The sequence below is a fragment of the Occultella aeris genome, from assembly GCF_902703175.1.
GTDB classification, from domain to species: Bacteria; Actinomycetota; Actinomycetes; order Actinomycetales; family Beutenbergiaceae; genus Occultella; species Occultella aeris.
In genome coordinates this window covers 25,340-43,835 of sequence record NZ_CACRYJ010000061.1, presented here as the reverse complement: position 1 = coordinate 43,835, position 18,496 = coordinate 25,340, and the positions used below count along the sequence as shown (strand labels likewise).

Below are 18,496 nucleotides of genomic sequence, written 5' to 3'. Positions count from 1 at the left end.
GGCGGTACCGCCTCACTTCCGAGGCGTCGACCCGATGCTCGCAGCACCGCCTCGATGCCCCGGTGCTCGCCTCGAGATCCGTCTCCCGGTCCGACTCCGACTCACTTACTCGCGCACTTCACTAAGGACCTCTGTGCCTTCGGCCCGCCTCACCAGGCTCCCGTCCCCGTTCGCCCTCCGACCCCTCCGCTCGCCGGCCCCCGCCGGTTCCGGCATCGTCGATGCCCTGCGCGTGCGGAACTACCGGTTCTACGTCTCCTCGCAGGTGCTCACCAGCACGTGCGGTTGGGCCGCCCGGGTCGCCCAGGACTGGCTGGTGCTGGAACTCAGCGGCTCCGCCGCACTGGTCGGCCTGACCGTCGCGCTGCAGTTCGCGCCGATGCTGGTGTTCGGTCTGTTCGGTGGCGTTATCGCGGACCGCTACAACCGCCAGCGGATCCTCACCGTCACCCAGACGCTGTTCGGCACGTTCACGCTCGTGGTCGGCATCCTGACGCTGCTCGGCGCGGTCGAGGTGTGGCACGTGCTCGCCTCGGCGCTGCTCGGCGGCATGGCGATCGTGGTGGACAACCCGGCCCGGCAGGCGTTCATCCACGAGATCGCGGGCCCGAAGCTGCTCCGCCGAGCGATCAGCCTGAACACCTCCGTGTTCCAGCTCGGTGCGCTGATCGGCCCGGCCTTCGCCGCCGCGCTGATCGCTCTGGTCGGCAACGGCTGGGCGTTCGTCGCGAACGCGATCGCCTGCTGGATCGCCGCGCTCCTGATCTTCCGGATGCGGCGATCGGAGATGCACCTCGCGCCGGTGGTGGCTCGCGCCAAGGGACAGCTGCGCGAGGGCCTGGCCCACGTGCGGAGCAAGCCGGAGATCCTCTGGGCCTGCGTGCTGGTCGGGTTCGTCGCGATCACCGGGGTGAACATGGCCACGGTTCTTGCGCAGTACGCGAACGAGGTGGTCGGTGCCGGCGCCAGCGGCTACGGCCTGCTCACCTCGACGCTCGCGGCCGGTGCGTGCACCGGTGCGATCTTTGCCGGCCGCGCCCGCACGCTGCGTCTGCGGACCCTGGTCGGCGGTGCCGCCGCGCTCGGGGTCCTGCTCCTGGTGGCCTCCGTGCTGTCCGTGTTCTGGCTGTTCCTGGTCGCGCTCTTCGGCGTCGGGCTGAGCTGCCTGCTCTACCTGACCCGCAGCAACACCCTGGTGCAGACGAGCGCCGACCCCGCGATGCGCGGCCGGGTGCTGTCCCTGTACGTGCTCATCAACATGGGCGCACAGGCCTTCTCCGGCCTGCTGATCGGCTGGGTGGCCGAGCACTACGGCGCCCACGCAGGCCTGGCGGCGTGCGCCGTCGGGCCGCTGCTCGGTGTCGCCGTGGTCGGCACCATCCTCGCCCGCCGCGGCGACCTCAAGCCGGTGCTCCGCCTGCGCGACCGGCCAGGCCGCGGCTTCGTCTACGTGGTGCCACGCACCCACGGCGCAGCGATGCCGGTCGCGACGCCGGAGGTCGCGCTCGAGGTCCTGCCACGCCGCGCGGAGGAGCCTGTCGAGGCGGTGCCTGCTCCGAGCCCGACGGCGGAACAGCAATCGGTCGTCCTCGTCGCCGAACGTGGGGCGCACGCCGAGACGAAGCAGGAATCGGACCCGTCGGCTCCGGCCGCGGCAGAGGACCTGGTGGAGCGGGCGTCGGTCCCCGATCCCGTGCCGATGCTCGGGGCCGAGGAGGAGTCGCTCGCGGACCGCTCGGTGCGTGCGGACGTCGCGGAGGCTGACCCTGCGCCGCAGTCCGGCCGTGCGCCGCAGCCAGACCCCGAGCACGTCACCGACTCGGAGCCGTATCCCGACCTGGTGCTGCTGGACGAGCCCGCGCACGTCCACGGCTCGCGACGCAAGCGGGTCCCGGCAACACTCTGAGTCGGTCCCGACCCTGCCCGGGGCACGGACAGTCGTCGCCATGAAGGTGACCGAAGTGACGTCAGCGCCGCGGGGACCGATGAGTTCGCGCGTCCAGGACTGTCCAACTGAGCATGAGCCAATTTCTGCTGTCCGTTCCGCACGACTCCGACGAAGAGCCGACCATGGAGACCATGGACCCGGCCGAGCTCGAGGCCGCACTGGCTGCCACCGGCGCGATCCTTGAGGAACTCACGTCGACTGGCGCCTTCGTCTTCGCCGGCGGGCTAATGCCGCCCTCGAGCGCGATCACCGTCGACAACACCGGCGACTCGCTGAGCACCGTCAACGGCCCCTTCGTCGAGGCTCCCGAGTATCTCGGAGGCTTCTGGGTCATCGACGTGGCCGACGAGCGCGCCGCCCTTGACTGGGCCGCGCGCGCATCGAAGGCGCTCGGCGGTCGGATCGAGGTCAGGGCCTTCCAGGTGCCGCCAGGCAACTGAGTTCACCCAGCGAAGACTCGGACTGGCCCCGTTTGGGGCTCGTCCGCTCGTCGACGATCTCTGCGTTCGTCACACCTCAACCGGCGGGCTGGGTCACCTCTGGCCAACGCCGCCGAGTGGGCCCTTGCTGTCCAGTGCCTGTTCGAAGCCGAGGTGCATCTGGGTCTGAGCCGGACGGGAAGGTTGATGCCGAGGCAGCCGACCTCGAACGTGAGCACGACAACCTCCGCGACCAACGTGAACGTGAGGGCGCCTTCGTGATCGGCGTGATGTCCGATCGAGGCGCGGCCCAAGGTCGCCCGTCTGCACAGCATGATCGAAGGCACGAGCAAAGATCTCTGCCCTGCTCGATCGGCCAGCCAACACGGACGTCACCGCAGATGGCATCGACTCACCGGAGAGTACTCCTGGCCGACACCGGGCGATCCTCCGGCTGCTCGTCGACAAGGCTGTGTGAACGAGTGACCCTCAGGCTGAGGACGCCAGTCGCTCGGAGACGTGGCGAGAGCAAGGCTGCGTACGAGGCTCGCATGGCTGAGCACGTCGCCGAGGACATGGAGGCGCGGGTGAGTATCGTGCGGCGCGGGGGGTGTCATGAGCGGTCTTCCTCAGTTCCGGCCAGTAGGGGACCGCTGTTCGGAACTAGCGAGGCAGCATCCCCGACAAGCACGGGCTTCATCGCTTCAAGAACAGCCTTGAACTGGTCCCACTCGGTCGCAGACAGCGGAAACGCGCCGCTGATCATCACTGGTGGTCGACCAGTCAGGGCGATTGGGATCGGGTAAGTCTGCACTGGCACTGCACGTGGCACCTCCTCACTTGCCGGTGGTGACGCGGACGCAGGAGCCGCCGTGCGACCGCTGAATCCTCCGAACAGGTCCCACGCTGGCGGGTTGCTCGGACCCGCGCTCGAAGGCCCGGAGTCTGTGGCATCAACGGGTCCGGAGTCAGCGGAGGCGCTTACGGCCTCATCGTCCGGCAAGTCGCTGCCTCTGTGCGCGTCGGAAGCGTCTTCCTCTCCGAGTTGCGCATAGTCCATCGTCTCGCGCCACTGGCGCACAAACTCCTTAGCACCCGTCTCCGTGAAAGCACGCTCGCGTGTCAATCGCCACAGGAGGTTCGCGTCCGAAGGGAGATGGGCGCCGTATTCGCTCCACATTTCTTGGTGAATCAAGGGCCGAAGGGCAGCCGTCTTCCTCGCCGCTTCGCGCGCGTCGCTACTCGGATGCCTCAGTAGGTCCTCCGCGAGTTGACTGACTGTGATCACCCGCTCTGCCTTGGTTCCTTCGTCGTCGACGAGCCCGAACTGCTTCAGTGCCGAGACAACCTGGCTCGCCGGACCGTTTAGTGACTTGTAGTCCCAGATGCCTGGCACCGACGCCACAGGGATGCCAAAACGCTTGTCGCGGTCGTACAACTGACCGACACGCTGGATTGCCCGCTCGAGGTTGATGGCGGGATAGGCAGGGCTACGCCCCCTAGCCCTCCGGGCCGGGGCCTGAGATCCGTCCATAATCCACCTCCTGTAGCAAGAGTACCGCCCGTGTACCAGCCGTCAAGTGCCTGCGTGTCGACACAGGAGCATGTCAAGCGGCATGTGCTATGCTCGCGAAGATACAAAAGATGCGCCCCGGCGGGAACCGGGGCGCATCTCATCCACTCGGGCCGGGTATGGTGCTAGACGAGGCTTATCATCTTCTGACTAGCGGGTTCGAATCCCGTCCGGTCCACAAACTCTATCACCGTGCTGGCTGCATGCCAGGGGGCTCCGGCCTGGCTCTCGCGTCTCGCGATGTCCTCTTGACCTCGACGACCGAGTGTCTCGGCCCAGGCGGAGACTGACCTCGGGTCACCACGAACGGACTGCCGGGTCACCACGAACGAAGCCTATCCTCGGTCTCGGACCGAGCCGCGAGCGCAGTGCGTCATTCTGGGCGGAAGTGACGTATCCGGTTCGACTGCTGTCAGACACCAGCGACGTAGGCGGTGAGGAAGTGGACGCCGTGGCGATCGAGGTTGCCTCGGGCTCGGTCATAGTGCGCGGTGGTTCTCGGGTCAGCGTGGCGGGCCAGAATCTGCGCATTTCGAAGGGGCACCCCCCGCATCCAACGCGTTGCTGATGGCGGCGTGCGCAGCGAGTGCGGACCGATGCGCCGAGGGTTCCGGGCGGTCTTCGCGATGCGTTGCACCATCCGGTAGATGTCGCGCCGGTCGATCGGCCTGCCCGAGTCTGGGCGCAGCACGAGTGGTCCGGCGGTGCGTTCGCCTCGGCAGGCCTCCAGCACTCGCAGCACCGGCACGGTGAGCGGCATGGTGGCGGGCTTGTTGCCCTTGCCGATCAGGTGCAGCACTCGATGTCCGCGCAAGAGGTCCGCGTAGTCCTCGATCCGCACGGCAGCGGCCTCCGAGGCCCGCAACGCGTTGATCCCGAGCAGGTAGGCCAATGCGCCGTGGTGGACCGTGATGGTAGGTGCAACCTGCAGGAACCGGATCAGCTCCAGGCGGTCCAAGCCTTGGGTGCGGGATTCGTCGCGGTGCACCTTCGGTAGTCGGGCATACACGGCCGGGTCGGCGGGGATGGTGCCGTCGATGTGTGCGAACCGGAAGTAGCCCCGGACGGCGTGCATCATCGTGTTCACCGAGGAGTCCATCAGCCCGTCTTCGCCGAGTTGGCGGATGTAGAGCTCGACGTGGGCACGTTGGATCCCGACCAGTCGGTCGAGGCCATTGGCGTCGCACCGTCCGAACCACCGCCGTAGTTGCGCGGCGTACAAGGCGTGCGTGGCACCGCTGTAGCGAGCGAGGAAGGAGACCGCTGATAGCTGGGCCGGGGCTCATGGAGGCCGGCTGGAACGGCAGTAGGTCCTCTGTGCGAGTAGTGGTGGACATGACCGCCTCGCACGGCGACGTCGAAGGGACCCAGCCGTGCTCGGCGCCAACGCGACGATAGGGTCAGCGGCGCAGTGATGCTGGAAGCGTGTCATTCCTTCGCGAGCTAGACGGCGAGCGGCCGCGAGCATGTCGGCGTCAGCAACGTGGATTTGCGCGAAAACCGGCTCTTCGCAGTTGAGGGTGTAGCGGCGCGGTAGCCGGGCGTGGGTTGGGGTCCCCCGATGATGGGAGTTCTCACACAGCCCACCTGGAAGACCTCGACGTGCTTGACGTTACTTTCGCTGACCCTGACCTGACGAGGTTCTGCCGGCTCGATGAGCTCGGTCTCGTGGCCGTCGGGCAGAGCCTGATCGGGCGGTGATCGAGCGCCGCGTCGTAGAGGCTGATCCGTGGTGCCGGACCTGTGGCGCAGAGGGCGAGACACGCGGCACTGTGGCTCGGCGCCTCCGCACGAGCCGGCTGGGCATCGGCCCACGACGTTGTTGGTACGGGTGTGCCGCTACCGCTGCCAGGGCTGTTGCCGGGTCTGGCGTCAGGACACTACCGCGGCCGCGCCGCTGCGGGCCAAGCTCTCACGTCGGGCGTTGAAGTGGGCGCTGGAGGCGATCGTGATCGATCATCTCACCGTGAGCAGGGTGGCGGCAGGGCTCGGGGTGTCCTGGCACGCCGCGAACAACGCGGTGCTGGCCGAAGGCCGCCGGGTGTTGATCGATGACCCGGCCCGGTTCGAGGGCGTGCGCGTGGTCGGGGTAGACGAGCAGGTGTGGCGCCACACCCGCCGCGGCGACAAGTACGTCACGGTCATTATCGATCTCACTCCGGTTCGCGACGGCCGCGGCCCGTCCGGGTTGCTGGACATGATCGAGGGCCGATCGAAGGCGGTGCTCAAGACCTGGCTTGCGCAGCGCCCACGAGCGTGGCACGACGGCGTCGAGGTGGTCGCGATGGACGGGTTCAGCGGATTCAAGACCGCGACCACCGAAGAGCTGCCGGAGGCGGTCGCGGTCATGGACCCGTTCCACGTCGTGCGGCTGGCCGGCGAGGCCGTCGATGTCTGTCGGCGCCGCATCCAGCTGCTGCTGCACGGTCACCGTGGCCGCTCTGGTGACCCGCTCTATTCCTGTCGGCGCACTCTTCACACCGGAGCGGGGCTGCTCACGGACCGCCAGGTCGAACGGGTCGAGGCGCTATTCGCCGACGACCACCACGTTGCCGTGGAAGCGACCTGGGGCATCTACCAGCGCATGATCGCCGCCTACCGCGAGCCCGACCGGGGACTGGGAAAGGAAGCGATGCAAGCCGTGATCGACACCCTGCGCACGGGCATCCCCGACGGGCTCGAGGAACTGGCCCGCCTCGGCCGGACCCTGCGGCTACGAGCCACCGACGTGCTGGCCTTCTTCGACAGACCGGGCACCAGCAACGGCCCTACCGAGGCCATCAACGGCCGTCTCGAACACCTCCGCGGCTCCGCGCTCGGGTTCCGCAACCTGGCGAACTACATCGCGCGCAGTCTGCTGGAGACCGGCGGCTTCAGACCCCGACTGCGCCCTCAATAGGGATGAGCCGGCTACCCAGACGCGCGTCCATGTGAGGGGGATCGGTGGCAGCATGTTCAGATGGTTACTCCCCGCGCTCACCTCTACGCCGGCTGGCTCGGCGTCGTCATGATCCTGAGTGGGGCGCTTCTGGTGATCGGCTCCGCCATGGTCGGGTATAGCAACTACCTCGACGGCGACATCGGCACCGCAGTGCTGTCAGCAATACTCGCCGCCTTCGGGGTCTTCGCGATGATCCGTTTCGCGACTATCCGTAGCCAAGCGATCCGCCAACATCGAGCTAGCAGTTCAGCCGAGGCCGCGGCGCCAGATGAAGAGAGAGGTTGAGCCAGCGCGGATAGTCGACGCCTACCCGTGCCGGACGATCGCGACAACATCCCGCCGTTCGTACGTCCCCCAGGCCGAACTGCTCAGGCGTCGGTGGAGACCGCGGTCTCCGACCACGCCTACACCCTGGATTGCGATGAGCCCGAAAACCTCGATCTCGGAGTCCGCGGCCAGTGTGAAAATCTGGTCCAGCCGCACCGCCAAAGGAGCATTGGGCTCAAGTCTCGGTTAAGGCGACTTGGCCTGGAGTGCTGCGACCCGCTTCATGAGTTCATCGAGGTATCCGAGTGTGTCGTTGATCGTCGGGTCGTAGTCCTCGGGGTGCGCGCACTCGTTCCGCTTATTGAGCAATCCCTGGAAGGCTTTCATCACAGTCTTGGTCATCAGACCTGCCGCCTCCAGCGCTTCAAAGAGTTGGAAGTCGACGTACGACCGGAAGTCGGCGGGACCCTTGAGGACCCACTTCGTCCGCGCAGCTTGGATCTTAGCGAGCCTAGACGGATCAGCGGCCCACTCGTGACAGAAGTCGATGACGGCCGCCCACGCTGCCACATGTGCAGAGCGGTAGAAACCCTGCTCAGCACACTGCAGCGCCTCGCGGAACATCTTGTCCTGCTTGAGGCTCAGCTTCGTGAGCTTCTCGAAGGACTCCGTCAGTGTGAGGACGCGGTGACTGGATACTTCGCGCTTCGCGAGGAGCTTGCTTAGGTCCGCCTGCGCCGATGCAGCCCAGTCCGCAACCTCACGCGGAGTTCGTGGAGCCGCCATCAAGCACCTTGATGTGCTTCGCCATCGCGGCGAAGAAGGCGTCGTAGACCTTCGGGTCGCTCGTGGCATCAACCGACAACGCGATGTTCACGTTGATAGTGACGCTTGACTGGCCACCGTGGCCACCACCACTGTCTCCACGGCTGTCGCCATCCTCCGGGCCGCCGGCCTTCTTCTTGACCTTCCCACCGCTGGACCCGCCGCCGGAGAAGTCTCCGAACTTGCAGAGCGCCTTGAAGGTGCTCACTGCAAGCCCGACCTTCGTGTCATCCAATGTCGAATGACTCTTGAAGAATGTGGCTAGCTCAGCCGCCGAGCGGTCGTGCGCGTCGTCGAAGACCTCGTAGACGTTGCTATAACCGGCTCGGATCCCATCGGCGACCAGCGCTCGACCAACGTCTCCGCCGCGAAGGCCCTTGGTATAAATGTCGCCGGGCACGCCTCCTTGCCCAAGCAGTCCAATCTTCTTCATGAGCGGAATGAACGGGCGGCTGTTTGACGATCCGAAGCCCACGGAGACGAGGTACTTCTGGTCGATCTTGGGTGGCACCGCGACGGATTGGAGCTTCTGGAGGAACTCCTCGAGCTTACCCGGCGTCGGGGTGTAAGGAAACGGGTTCTCTGCTGCCATTGCCACATCCTATGCCTCACCACCGGCAATGATGTGGCCATTTTGACGATCCTGCGTGTTTGATCAGACTTAGGCGCAGATCGACTCATGTTCGATTGCAATGGAACGACACAACGCTGCCGCGTCAATCTGGGCGGAGTGCAGGGTCTCACTCGTCTCATTGGGTGCCGGGAGGCCGTCTCACGCCAACGGTGCCCGCCTGAACGTGCGCCTCAGACTTGCGTCGCGGATTGCGACCCCGATGCTCTCGTACTGGCTACGCCGTCTCGGACCCGCTCACCGCTGACAGCCGCGGCAGGGGACCGGCGCCGTCAGCCGTCGCGGCGTACGGCGGCCGGATCGATGTCCGGTCGCCAGCCGCGCCAGCGCGGGTGACGCAGCCGACCCGTCGGCGTCCACTCACCGAACGCCACCTCGCCCACCCGGGTCGGCTCCATCCAGTGCGCGTCCCGGGCGTCCAGGGCGGGCACGTCGGCGAACGGGCTGCGGGCAAGGGCAAGCGGATCGAACTCGCGCACCCACGCCACCGTTTCCGTCGCGGAGAAGCCCGATCCGACGCGGCCCACGTACCGCAGGGTGCCGTCGTCGTCGTACACACCGGCCAGGAGTGAGCCGACCTGCCCGGTGCGGCCGCCCTGCCCGGGGCGCCAGCCTCCGATGACCACGTCCTGGGTGCGGGTGTGCTTGATCTTCACCCACCCTGACGCGCGGCGGCCGGGCAGGTAGCGTGAGTCGCGTCGCTTGGCCACGACGCCCTCGAGGTTCCAGGCCAGGGAGGCCGCGATGGCGGCGTCGAGGTCGCCGTCGAACACCGGGGGTACCTGCACGAGGCCGCCCTCCGGGGTCTCGACGAGCGTCTCGAGCGCACTGCGGCGGTCGTCGTAGCGCTGGTCCAGGAGTTCGGTGCCGTCCAATTCGAGGACGTCGAAGAGCATCAGGTGGACCGGACGACGGGCCGCCGCCGCGGCGATCTCCCTCGCGTTGGTCGCCTGCATCCGTGGCTGCAGCTCGGCGAAGTCCGGGCGGCCGCCGGCGTCCAGGGCGACGATCTCGCCGTCGAGCACCACGCGTTCCACGGCCACGGAGTCCGCCAGCACCGCCAGCTCGGGAAACGTCGCCGTGATGTCACGCCCGCTCCGGGCCCACAGCCGCACGACCGGGTCCGCGTCCCGGTCCACGACGGCGACCACCCGCATCCCGTCCCACTTCATCTCCAGGGCCCAGCCGGTCCCGTCCGGAACGTCCAGTGGCGACCCGAGGGTGGCGAGCATCGGTGTGGGTGGGGGGACGACCGGTCGGCGCGGAGCGGTGGTGTCGGCCCGTCCGGCCAGGGCAGTGGGCCGTGCCGGGGCAACCGGCTCGGGCGGGGAGACGGGCTCGGCCGGGGTGGCGCTGGCTACGCCACGAGGGGTCACAGCGGCGGTGCGATGTCGTCGCGGCGAGCGTGCGGGGGAGGCGGGCGCACTTGTGCCGGATCCAGAAGCACCGGACCCGCCGGTGCTGGACCCGCCCGTCCCGGACCCAGCAGTTCCGGGCTCGCCCGTGCCCGAGCCACCGCCGCCGGCCGGCTTCATGAGGTGGATCAGCCAGTGGTTCTCGTCGCCGTCGCGCCGGCCGGTACGGATCAGCGCGAACCGGGCGCTTTGCCCGACCGACCCGGCGAGCCCACCGCCGTCGGCCCCGGTCAGGGTGACGATGACCTCCTTGCCCTCGCGCCACTTCTCCAGCTCGTAGGTGCCGGTGTCCCAGATCGTCATCTCCCCGGCGCCGTACTCACCCTTCGGGATGGACCCGTGGAACGTCAGGTACTCCATCGGGTGGTCCTCGGTCTGCACGGCGAGGTGGTTGCCGGCCGGGTCCGTCGGCACCCCCTTCGGCAGCGCCCAGCTCACCAGGACCCCGTCGTGCGCCAGCCGCAGGTCCCAGTGCAACCGGCTCGCGTGGTGCTCCTGGATCACGAACACCGGCTCGGTGACGTCCGGCGGCGGCGCGTGCGGCACCGGCTCCGGGGTCCTCGCCGCGTCCCGCTTGGCGCGGTAGGTGGTCAGCCGGTCCGGGCCGTGCCCACCGGCGGTGTCCATGGCGTGGGCGAGGCTCTCCAGCGCAGCCATCGGGTCGCCGCGCTCGGCGACCAGTGTGGGTACCTCGGTCAGGTCCAGGTGCCGCAGCTCCGGGTCCGCGAGCTCGTCCCAGGTGCGGGGCACGGCGACGGTCGGGTGGCTGCGCCCGCGTAGGGAGTACGGAGCCACCGTGGTCTTGTTCGAATGGTTCTGGCTCCAGTCGATGAACACCTTGCCGACCCGCTTGGCCTTCGCCATCTCCGAGACCACCAGGTCCGGGTGGTCGGCCTCCAGGCTCCGGGCGAGTTCCTTGGCGAGGTCGCTGATCTGCCGGGAGGGGTGTGCGCCGGGCAGGGCCGCGTAGACGTGGATGCCTTTGGAACCACTGGTCACCGGGACCGCGTCCATGCCCATCCCGGCGAGCACCTCGCGCACGAGCACCGCCACCTGCGCTACCTGCGGCAGGTCGATGCCGGGGCCGGGGTCGAGGTCGAAGACGATCCGGTCCGGGTTGCGTGGCTGGCCGGCGGAGTCGAACCGCCACTGCGGCACGTGGATCTCGAGGGCGGCCATCTGGGCGAGCCAGACCAGGGTGGCCCGGTCGCCGACGAGCGGGTAGACGTTCGTGTGGTCGCTGTGCGCCAGCTCGGCGCGGACCACCCAGTCCGGCGTGCCCGAGTCGAGGTTCTTCGTGAAGAACACCTGGCCGGGCTCGTCCTCGGTGCCCACCCCGTTCACCCAGCGCTTGCGCGTGGCCGGTCGCCCCGAGCAGTGCGGCAGCATCACCGGGGCGATCTCGGAGTAGTAGGCGATCACCTCGGCCTTCGTGGTGCCGGTCGCGGGGTAGAGCACCTTGTCCAGGTTCGTCAGGCGCACCCGGCGGCCGTCCACCACCACGGACGTCTCGGAACTACGGGCCATCCCCACATGGTGACAGGCGGACGACGGCGGCCGCTCGCCCAGGCGGTCGATCTCGCCCCGGTCGGTGGTCGCGAAGGAGCCCTTCTGCGGCCCATGCGCCCTATGCGCCGAAGATCCGCACGCTCGGCGGGGGCTGGTGAGCGCGAGGGTGTCGTTGCTCGGCCCATGTGCCCCATGCGCCGAAGATCCGCACGCTCGCCGGGCCCTCGCCGGGGGTCCGGACGGGGGAGTGGTCGCCAGGGACGTGGCCGATCGTGGACACGGCGAGGAGGTTGCGTGGGGCTGGTGGACGGGTCCTGCGGAATCGGCGGTCCGGGCGCGCGACTGGGCCGGCGCCGCTGGCACGCTCGTGCCCGTGACCCACGGAACGCTCGCCCTGGTGGCCGCTCCCTCCAGAAGGGCGGCAGCCGCCGTCGGGCAGTTGCTGCGGTTCGGCTGGCTGCAGGTGCAGTGCTGTCTGTTCGCGGCGGCGATCTTCGCCGGCCTCGCGGTGAGTTCCGTGGTGCCGCTGCCGATCGCCCGGTACGACGCACTGCTGCTGTACGGCCTGGCCATCACGCTCGTGTTCTATCTCCTGCGCCTCGAGACCGGGCGCGAGGTGGCCGTGATCGGGGCGTTCCACCTGATCGGGCTCGCGCTCGAGCTGTACAAGGTGAATGCCGGATCGTGGTCCTACCCGGAGCAGGCGTGGGCGATGATCGGTGGCGTCCCGTTGTACTCCGGCTTCATGTATGCGGCGGTCGGGTCCTACCTGTGCCAGGCGTTCCGCCGGTTCGACCTGCGCGTGACGAACTTCCGCTGGGTCCCGGCCGTACTCCTGGCCGTGGCCGCGTACGCGAACTTCTACACCCACCACGTGCTCCCCGACGTGCGATGGCTGATCGCGGCCGGCTTCGTGGTGGCGCTGTGGCGCAGCCGGGTGTTCTACACCGTCGGCACCCGCCGGTATCCGATGCCGCTGACCGTCTCGTTCGTGCTGATCGGCTTCTTCCTGTGGGTCGCCGAGAACGCCGCGACGTTCCTCGGAGCCTGGCAGTACCCCGATCAGGCGGAGATCTGGCGGATGGTGCACGCCGGCAAGTGGGGCTCGTGGGCGCTCCTGGTCTCACTGAGTTTCGTGCTCGTCGCCGCGGTCAAGGCACGCGAGGGCCGCTTCTACGGTGAGGCCGGGGCGCAGCCACAGGTGGAGCTGGGCGGCTCAGGCCTCGTCGTCGGCGCCGACCGCCCGCAGGATCGAGTCGAGGAGGAACCCGACGACGCCGATCAGCAGCATCGTGGCGGCGAGGGCCTCGTAGTCGAGGTTGTCGCGGGCGTTGAGGATCGCATAGCCGAGCCCATTCGTGACTCCGAACATCTCCGCCGGCACGAGCACCACCCAGCCCACGCCGAGCGCGACCCGGACCGCGGTCCGCAGATGACTGACGAGGCCGGGCAGCACGACCGTGCGGATCCCCTCCCAGCGAGTGGCGCCGAGTGAGTGCACCATGTCGAGCATGCCGGGGTCGATCGCCCGCCGGCCGCTCGCGGTGCCCAGCACCACCGGCCAGGTGGTCGCCAGCGCGACGAGAGCGATAACGGCCGGCGTGCCGCTGCCGAGCAGCACGATCACGAGAGGCGCCCACGCGAGCGGTGAGGTCATCCGCAGGAACTGCACCACCGGTGCGGAGGCGTAGTCGAGCAGGGCGTTGGAGCCGAGCAGCAGGCCGAGCGGCACCGCCACGACGATCGACAGGGCGAGTCCGGCGAGGAGACGGCCGAGGGAAACGGTGATCGCGTTGAGCGTGGCGATGTCGCCCAGGCTACGGATCAGTTCCGAGATCGCCGCCCACGGGCCCATCCGGGACACGACGGCGTTGTCGGCGAAGATCACGTTCGTGGCCAGCCACCACAGGGCGAGGACGACGGCCACCACTGCGAGACGGGCCAGCACCCTTCTGGTCAGGGAGGCGCCGCGGGGCTGCGCGGGGCCGGTCCCTGTGCCATCGCTGGTGTGCTCCGGTGCGGGCGTCGCCCGGATCGGAGCCTCGGCGGTTCTCAGGTCGCTCATGGTTCGATCACCTCCACGCGGTCGGGGCCGACCCCGAACACGGTCAGTCCGCCGACGGCCTCGATCGCAGCCAGGTTCAGTTCCGTCGTGACGAGGTCCTCGTGCACGCTGGCGGTCTCGACGGCGTCCAGCCATTCGAGCGAGTCGTCCACGGTGGTCTCTCGCATCGCGTCGACCAGCTCGGCGGTGTAGCCGGGGAACGGGTACGGCTGGAAGTCGATCCGGTGGGACCCCCACTCGGGGTGCTGCACTGCTCCGGAACTCACATAGGCCGGATCCTGGTCCTCGGTGAGCGTCAGCTCGATCGCTGGCAGTGGCTGCGGGAGGTAGCCGCCCTCGGACAGAGCGACGGCGGCGCCGTGCCGGTCCTCGCGGATCCGCAGCTGGGCGGCCACGATCGCCTCCAGCGCGCGCGCCGCCACGTCGGGCCGCTCGCTCACGAGCCGCTCATGGACCACCGTCACGCAGCAGGCATGGTCCTTCCAGACGTCCCCGGTGAAGCGCAGGATCTTGCCGATGCCCTGCACCTCGGCCACCGCGCAGAACGGCTCGGCGACGATGTATCCGGACACCGTCCCGGACTCCAGCGCCGTGGGCATGTCAGCCGGCGCCAGCACCACCAGCTGGACGGTCCCGGGTCCGGGTTCGGTGTCGATGACGGGTTCCAGCCCGGCGTCGCGCAGCATCTTCTGGAACACCACGTTGTGGACGGAGTACCAGCCCGGCACGGCGAACGTGGTGCCGGCCAGGTCGGCGAGTTCGGACACCTCGTGGGCGACGGCGAGCGCCGACCCGTTGGTGTGGTTCCAGGCCAGGACCTTGACCGGCACACCGGCGCCGTAGCGCAACTGGATCGCGAGCGGCATGAGCAGGTGCACGATGTCCACCTGGCCACCCTGAAGGGCCTCGACCAGGGGCGCCCAGCCTCGGAACAAGGTGGGTTCGGGGACGTCGATGCCTCGGTCCGCGAAGTCACCGTTCGCGTGTGCGAGCAGGAGCGGCGATGCGTCCGTGATCGGCAGGTAGCCGATCCGGAGCGTGGCCCGATCGGCCGGCGCGGTGCCGGCGCCGGGGTCGGCGCCGGCTTCGGTGGAGGCCTGGTCGGTGGCATGTGCGATGCCCGCCGCGACCGCGGGCAGCGCGAGCAGGGTCGCCGCGCTGCCCACGGTGAACAGCTGGCGGCGGGAGGCGCCGGCCGGCTCCGGGTCGGCGACGAGTATCGGTTCGCCGTCCGCCGACAGGTCGGTGCTCTCGCCGCTGCTCGTGAACCGCGCCAGCAGCGCGGCGCGGGCGGTGCCGTCGGCGAGGTCGGTGCGCTCGTGGACGGGGGAGGAGAGGAACTCCAGCGGTCCCGGCGTGCCATGCAGGAGACCGACCCGGTCGCCGAGGTAGAGGGCCTCCTCGAGGTCGTGGGTGATCAGGACCGTGGCGAGCCCGAGCCGCTCGCGTACACCCCGCAACCAGTCCTGCGCGTCGGCGCGGGTGAGTGGGTCGAGTGCGCCGAACGGCTCGTCCAGGAGCAGCAGCGAGGGGTTCGCCACGACGGCGCGCGCGACCGCGACCCGTTGGGCCTGCCCGCCGGACAGCTGCGCGGGGCGCCGGTCCGCGAGGTCGGCGATGCCCAGCTCGGCCAGGGCCGTCGCGACGCGCGCGTTCGCGTCCGCGCGGCCGCGCCGTCGGTGGCCGTCGTTCGCGCGGTACTCCAGCCCGATCCGGACGTTCGCGAACACGCTGCGCCAAGGCAGCAGGTGCGGCGCCTGGAACACCATCCGGGTCGATCCGCCGTCGGACTCCGGCCGCACCACCTGCCCGGAATCCGCCTGACGCAGACCGGCGAGCACCCTCAGCAGGGTCGACTTCCCGGCCCCGGAGGGCCCGACGATCGCGAGCAGTTCGCCCGGCTCGATCCGCAGATCGACGTCGGCGAGCACCGGGTGCCCGCCGTAGGAGACCGCTACGCCTCGGAGTTCAGCGACTGCAGTTCCCACAGGAGCTGTCCCTTCGTCGGGGCCTGTACGGGCAGGAACGCGGACTCCCGCAACCGGCGCGCGACCGGATGGGTGCGCGTGTAGCCGCGGCCCCCAGCCAGGCACAGTGCCAGTTGCGCGGCGGCCTGGGCCTGCTCCATCGATTCCAGCCGGAGCCGCAGGTACCCGCCGTGGTCGGTCGCGCCCCGAGCGTCGGCAGCGAGGTCGCCGAGGAGACCGGTCAACCGCTCCTGGTCGGCGGACCGGGCCGCGACCTCGTCGGCGAATGGACCGGCCGGCACGTCGGCCACAGATGCGAGGGAACCCGCGGCGTGCCCCAGGCAGAACGCGGTCTGCAGCACCAGGAACACGCCGCGGACGCCGCCGACGAGGTCAAGGAAAGGGGTCGGCAGCACGGCGCCAGCCGGCACCCGGACGCCCTCGAAGCGCAGCGAGCCGGACGTCGTGGAGTTCAACGCGAGGAGGTCCGTGGCCTCTCGGACCGCCAGTCCGGGCTGGTCGAGGTCGATCGCAAGGATCACGTCCGTGACCCCGTCCGGATCGAGGCGGTGGGCGCCGAGGACGACGACGGCGTCATCGTGCAGGTTGGTCGCGTACGGCAGGAACCCGTCGAGGACGAGTTCGTGCCCGTCCGGGCGAGCCTGCACGCCGAGACCCGTGGGCTCGACGCCGGCCCGCACCTGGGCGAGGTGCCGGAACGAGGCGCCCATGGCCGAGACCCCGGGCCGTGTGCCGGAGACCAGGTCCGTCAGCGGCTGGAGGTGCTCGGGCCCACCGAACCGGTCCAGGTACTCGATGGTCATCCGGTGCCCCCACAGCGAGAATGCCGTGCTCATGCACCGGGTGGCGACGTCCGCGATCACCGCCGCCTGGTCGCCCACCCCATCGGCGCCGCGGTGCAGACCTCCGCCGGTGAGGATCTGGCGCACGGCGGGCCGCAGGTCGACCCGTTCGGTGTCCACCCGGGCCGCGTCGGCCGCGATCTCCTCGAGGTGCCCGCTGGGTAGCGTGGCCCCGAGCGCCGACGCGGTGGCGATACTCATCCGAAGACCTTGGTGTCCAGTTCGTGCAGGCGGTCCACGGGGGTGGAGACCACGTCGCGGGCGCGCCGGACGGCGGCCTCGTCCTCGCCGTCGTAGAAGCACAGGCACTTCACCATGTCCTCGCGCACATAGGTGCGCAGGAACTCCACGTCCGGGACCTGGTCGTACAGAGGGCTCTTCTCGGCCTTGCGGGTCAGGTAGGCATCCATGGTGATGCCGGCGGGGATGTCCCACTCGACCAGGTACTGGCCGGCCGGTCGCTTCGCCTTGATCTCGGCCAGGTCCGCCCCGACGAGGCGCACCGGCGCGGAGTCCTCGACCCCGATTCCGGCCTGCCGCAGCGCATCCTGCGCGCCCTCGCTCGTCGCATCGCCCTCGAGGTCGGCGATGACGAAGACCTTGCCGTCCGCGGTGACCTGGGCCTCGACGAAGTCTGCGCCGGCCGGCTCGAGTGCCGCTGCGATCCGGTCGAGGTAGGAGCGGGCACCCTCGTCGGTGGGGGTGGTGGATTCGATGAGCAGCAGCGACATGGTCCTCTTCCTAGGGCTCGGATGAACTGCGGGTCAGGCTAGGGCTGGGCGGACCGGCGTGGCCATGGCCTTTCCGGCTGTCCCGGATGGTGGACGCCGCGTACTCTGGCGCTCGGTCCACAGGACGTGTGTACTGGGAACCCCACAGCAGCAGGTGTCGAGGAGAGGCAGGGCCGATGCGGTCGATCTGGAAGGGCGCCATCACGTTCGGGCTCGTGAACGTGCCGGTCTCGGTCTACTCGGCCACGGAGAGCCACGACGTGAAGCTGCACCAGGTCCACGACGCCGACGGCGGCCGGATCCGGTACCAGCGCAAGTGCGAGGTGTGCGGCGAGGTCGTGCCGTACGAGCACATCGACAAGGCCTACTCCGACGGTGAGCAGACGGTGGTCCTGACCGACGAGGACCTGCAGACCCTGCCGGCCGAGCGCAGCCGGGAGATCGACGTGCTCGAGTTCGTACCGAGCGAGCAGGTCGAGCCGATCATGCTCGACTCCTCCTACTACCTCGCCCCGACGTCAGCCTCGACGAAGTCCTACGTGCTGCTGCGCCGCACCCTGGAGGAGTCGGAGCGCACCGCGATCGTGTCCTTCACACTCCGGCAGAAGACCCGGCTCGCGGCGCTGCGGGTGCGCGGTGACGTGCTGCTGCTGCAGACGCTGCTCTGGTCCGACGAGGTGCGCGAGGCGGACTTCCCGAGCCTGGCCGACGACGTGAAGGTCTCCGCGAAGGAACTCCAGATGTCCGCCGCGCTGGTGAGCAGCTACGAGTCGGACTTCGCGCCGGGGGAGTTCACGGACGACTACCAGGCGCAGATGAAGCGCCTGATCGAGGCCAAGCTCGAGAAGGGCGAGGCGTTCGAGAACGAGGCGCCCGAGGAGGCCGAGGAGGGCGGCGAGGTGCTCGACCTGATGGAGGCCCTGCGCCGCAGCGTCGAGGCATCCCGGGCGAAGCGTGACACGGCGGGCGCCGGTCCGGCCGGAGCGAGCGATGATGCCGGCGACGAGGGCGAGGCGCCGTCGAAGGCGAAGTCGACCCGCGCGAAGTCCGGCGCGAAGTCCGCCGGCTCGAAGTCGGGCTCCTCGAAATCGAGTTCCACGAAGGCAAAGACCGGGACCGACGACGCCGACGACGAGGCCGACGAGGACTCCGAAACCGCCAAGCGACCCACCCGGCGACGGGCCAAGAAGACCGCCTGACCCTGACCCCGGCACCGGCCGGGATTGCTGACGGCAGCCCACGATCGTGGTGCGTGGACCACGGGGGTGAGCTCCGCCGTCGTCGTCCACGTACCGAAATCGGCGTGGATCTGTGGCGACGATGAGAGTAGTGTTGAGGTAAC

The 18,496-nt window shown here is 69.2% G+C and carries 13 protein-coding genes and 3 pseudogenes; 6 read left to right on the top strand and 10 right to left on the bottom strand.

Going from position 1 to position 18,496, the window contains the following annotated elements; all coding sequences use genetic code 11:
- Nucleotides 1-133 precede the first annotated feature (133 nt).
- Together HALOF300_RS21580 and HALOF300_RS21575 are read left to right on the top strand one after the other, a co-directional pair.
- Nucleotides 134-1,906, top strand: a complete 1,773-nt coding sequence (locus tag HALOF300_RS21580; RefSeq protein ID WP_197522747.1) for an MFS transporter — start codon at nt 134-136, stop codon at nt 1,904-1,906.
- Nucleotides 1,907-2,019: 113 nt separating this feature from the next.
- The gene (locus HALOF300_RS21575; RefSeq protein WP_156742962.1) at nt 2,020-2,388 is read left to right on the top strand and encodes a YciI family protein; all 369 of its coding nucleotides are present in this window, start codon (nt 2,020-2,022) and stop codon (nt 2,386-2,388) included.
- Between the two features lie 592 nt (nt 2,389-2,980).
- On the opposite strand, the gene HALOF300_RS21570 is transcribed toward HALOF300_RS21575, so the two are convergent.
- From HALOF300_RS21570 to HALOF300_RS27565, 3 genes and pseudogenes are all read right to left on the bottom strand, one after another.
- On the bottom strand, nt 2,981-3,901 hold the full coding sequence (locus HALOF300_RS21570) for a hypothetical protein (protein WP_156742961.1): 921 nt from the start codon (nt 3,899-3,901) through the stop codon (nt 2,981-2,983).
- Nucleotides 3,902-4,352: 451 nt separating this feature from the next.
- Nucleotides 4,353-5,015: a tyrosine-type recombinase/integrase gene (locus tag HALOF300_RS21565; protein WP_269455320.1), complete on the bottom strand. Its 663-nt coding sequence runs from the start codon at nt 5,013-5,015 to the stop codon at nt 4,353-4,355.
- A pseudogene (locus HALOF300_RS27565) lies at nt 4,995-5,171 on the bottom strand (hypothetical protein); the annotation flags it as partial. The gene HALOF300_RS21565 and the pseudogene HALOF300_RS27565, both read right to left, overlap by 21 nt.
- Nucleotides 5,172-5,542: 371 nt before the next feature.
- On the opposite strand from HALOF300_RS27565, the pseudogene HALOF300_RS21560 reads away from it, so the two are divergent.
- Both HALOF300_RS21560 and HALOF300_RS21555 read left to right on the top strand, forming a co-directional pair.
- Nucleotides 5,543-6,839: pseudogene (locus HALOF300_RS21560) on the top strand (ISL3 family transposase).
- A 60-nt stretch (nt 6,840-6,899) separates the two neighbouring features.
- Nucleotides 6,900-7,166, top strand: a complete 267-nt coding sequence (locus tag HALOF300_RS21555) for a hypothetical protein (protein ID WP_156742959.1) — start codon at nt 6,900-6,902, stop codon at nt 7,164-7,166.
- Between the two features lie 228 nt (nt 7,167-7,394).
- On the opposite strand, the gene HALOF300_RS21550 is transcribed toward HALOF300_RS21555, so the two are convergent.
- The 3 genes from HALOF300_RS21550 to HALOF300_RS21540 form a co-directional block, all read right to left on the bottom strand.
- The gene (locus HALOF300_RS21550) at nt 7,395-7,934 is read right to left on the bottom strand and encodes a hypothetical protein (protein WP_156742958.1); all 540 of its coding nucleotides are present in this window, start codon (nt 7,932-7,934) and stop codon (nt 7,395-7,397) included.
- Nucleotides 7,909-8,565: a DUF5343 domain-containing protein gene (locus HALOF300_RS21545; protein ID WP_156742957.1), complete on the bottom strand. Its 657-nt coding sequence runs from the start codon at nt 8,563-8,565 to the stop codon at nt 7,909-7,911. The genes HALOF300_RS21550 and HALOF300_RS21545 overlap by 26 nt, the downstream gene beginning before the upstream one ends.
- Before the next feature lie 311 nt (nt 8,566-8,876).
- Nucleotides 8,877-11,546 carry an ATP-dependent DNA ligase gene (locus tag HALOF300_RS21540; RefSeq protein ID WP_156742956.1) on the bottom strand — a complete coding sequence of 890 codons (2,670 nt, stop codon included), beginning with the start codon at nt 11,544-11,546 and terminating at the stop codon, nt 8,877-8,879.
- 64 nt (nt 11,547-11,610) lie between these two features.
- Here HALOF300_RS21540 and HALOF300_RS21535 point away from each other — a divergent pair.
- A pseudogene (locus tag HALOF300_RS21535) lies at nt 11,611-12,651 on the top strand (DUF817 domain-containing protein); the annotation flags it as partial.
- 93 nt (nt 12,652-12,744) lie between these two features.
- Here HALOF300_RS21535 and HALOF300_RS21530 read toward each other — a convergent pair.
- From HALOF300_RS21530 to HALOF300_RS21515, 4 genes are read right to left on the bottom strand one after another with little or no spacing between them, the layout of a single operon-like run.
- The gene (locus HALOF300_RS21530; protein ID WP_156742955.1) at nt 12,745-13,593 is read right to left on the bottom strand and encodes an ABC transporter permease; all 849 of its coding nucleotides are present in this window, start codon (nt 13,591-13,593) and stop codon (nt 12,745-12,747) included.
- Nucleotides 13,590-15,581, bottom strand: coding sequence for an ABC transporter substrate-binding protein (locus HALOF300_RS21525; RefSeq protein ID WP_156742954.1), 1,992 nt, complete (start codon nt 15,579-15,581; stop codon nt 13,590-13,592). Before HALOF300_RS21525 ends, HALOF300_RS21530 begins: the two co-directional genes overlap by 4 nt.
- Entirely contained in the window at nt 15,548-16,624 is a 1,077-nt protein-coding gene (locus HALOF300_RS21520) for an acyl-CoA dehydrogenase family protein (RefSeq protein WP_156742953.1), read from the bottom strand. Before HALOF300_RS21520 ends, HALOF300_RS21525 begins: the two co-directional genes overlap by 34 nt.
- Complete coding sequence (locus tag HALOF300_RS21515) at nt 16,621-17,154, bottom strand: DUF4242 domain-containing protein (protein WP_156742952.1); 534 nt, start codon at nt 17,152-17,154, stop codon at nt 16,621-16,623. Before HALOF300_RS21515 ends, HALOF300_RS21520 begins: the two co-directional genes overlap by 4 nt.
- 176 nt (nt 17,155-17,330) lie before the next feature.
- On the opposite strand from HALOF300_RS21515, the gene ku reads away from it, so the two are divergent.
- Entirely contained in the window at nt 17,331-18,353 is a 1,023-nt protein-coding gene (gene ku, locus HALOF300_RS21510) for a non-homologous end joining protein Ku (protein WP_156742951.1), read from the top strand.
- The last annotated feature ends 143 nt before the right edge of the window (nt 18,354-18,496 follow it).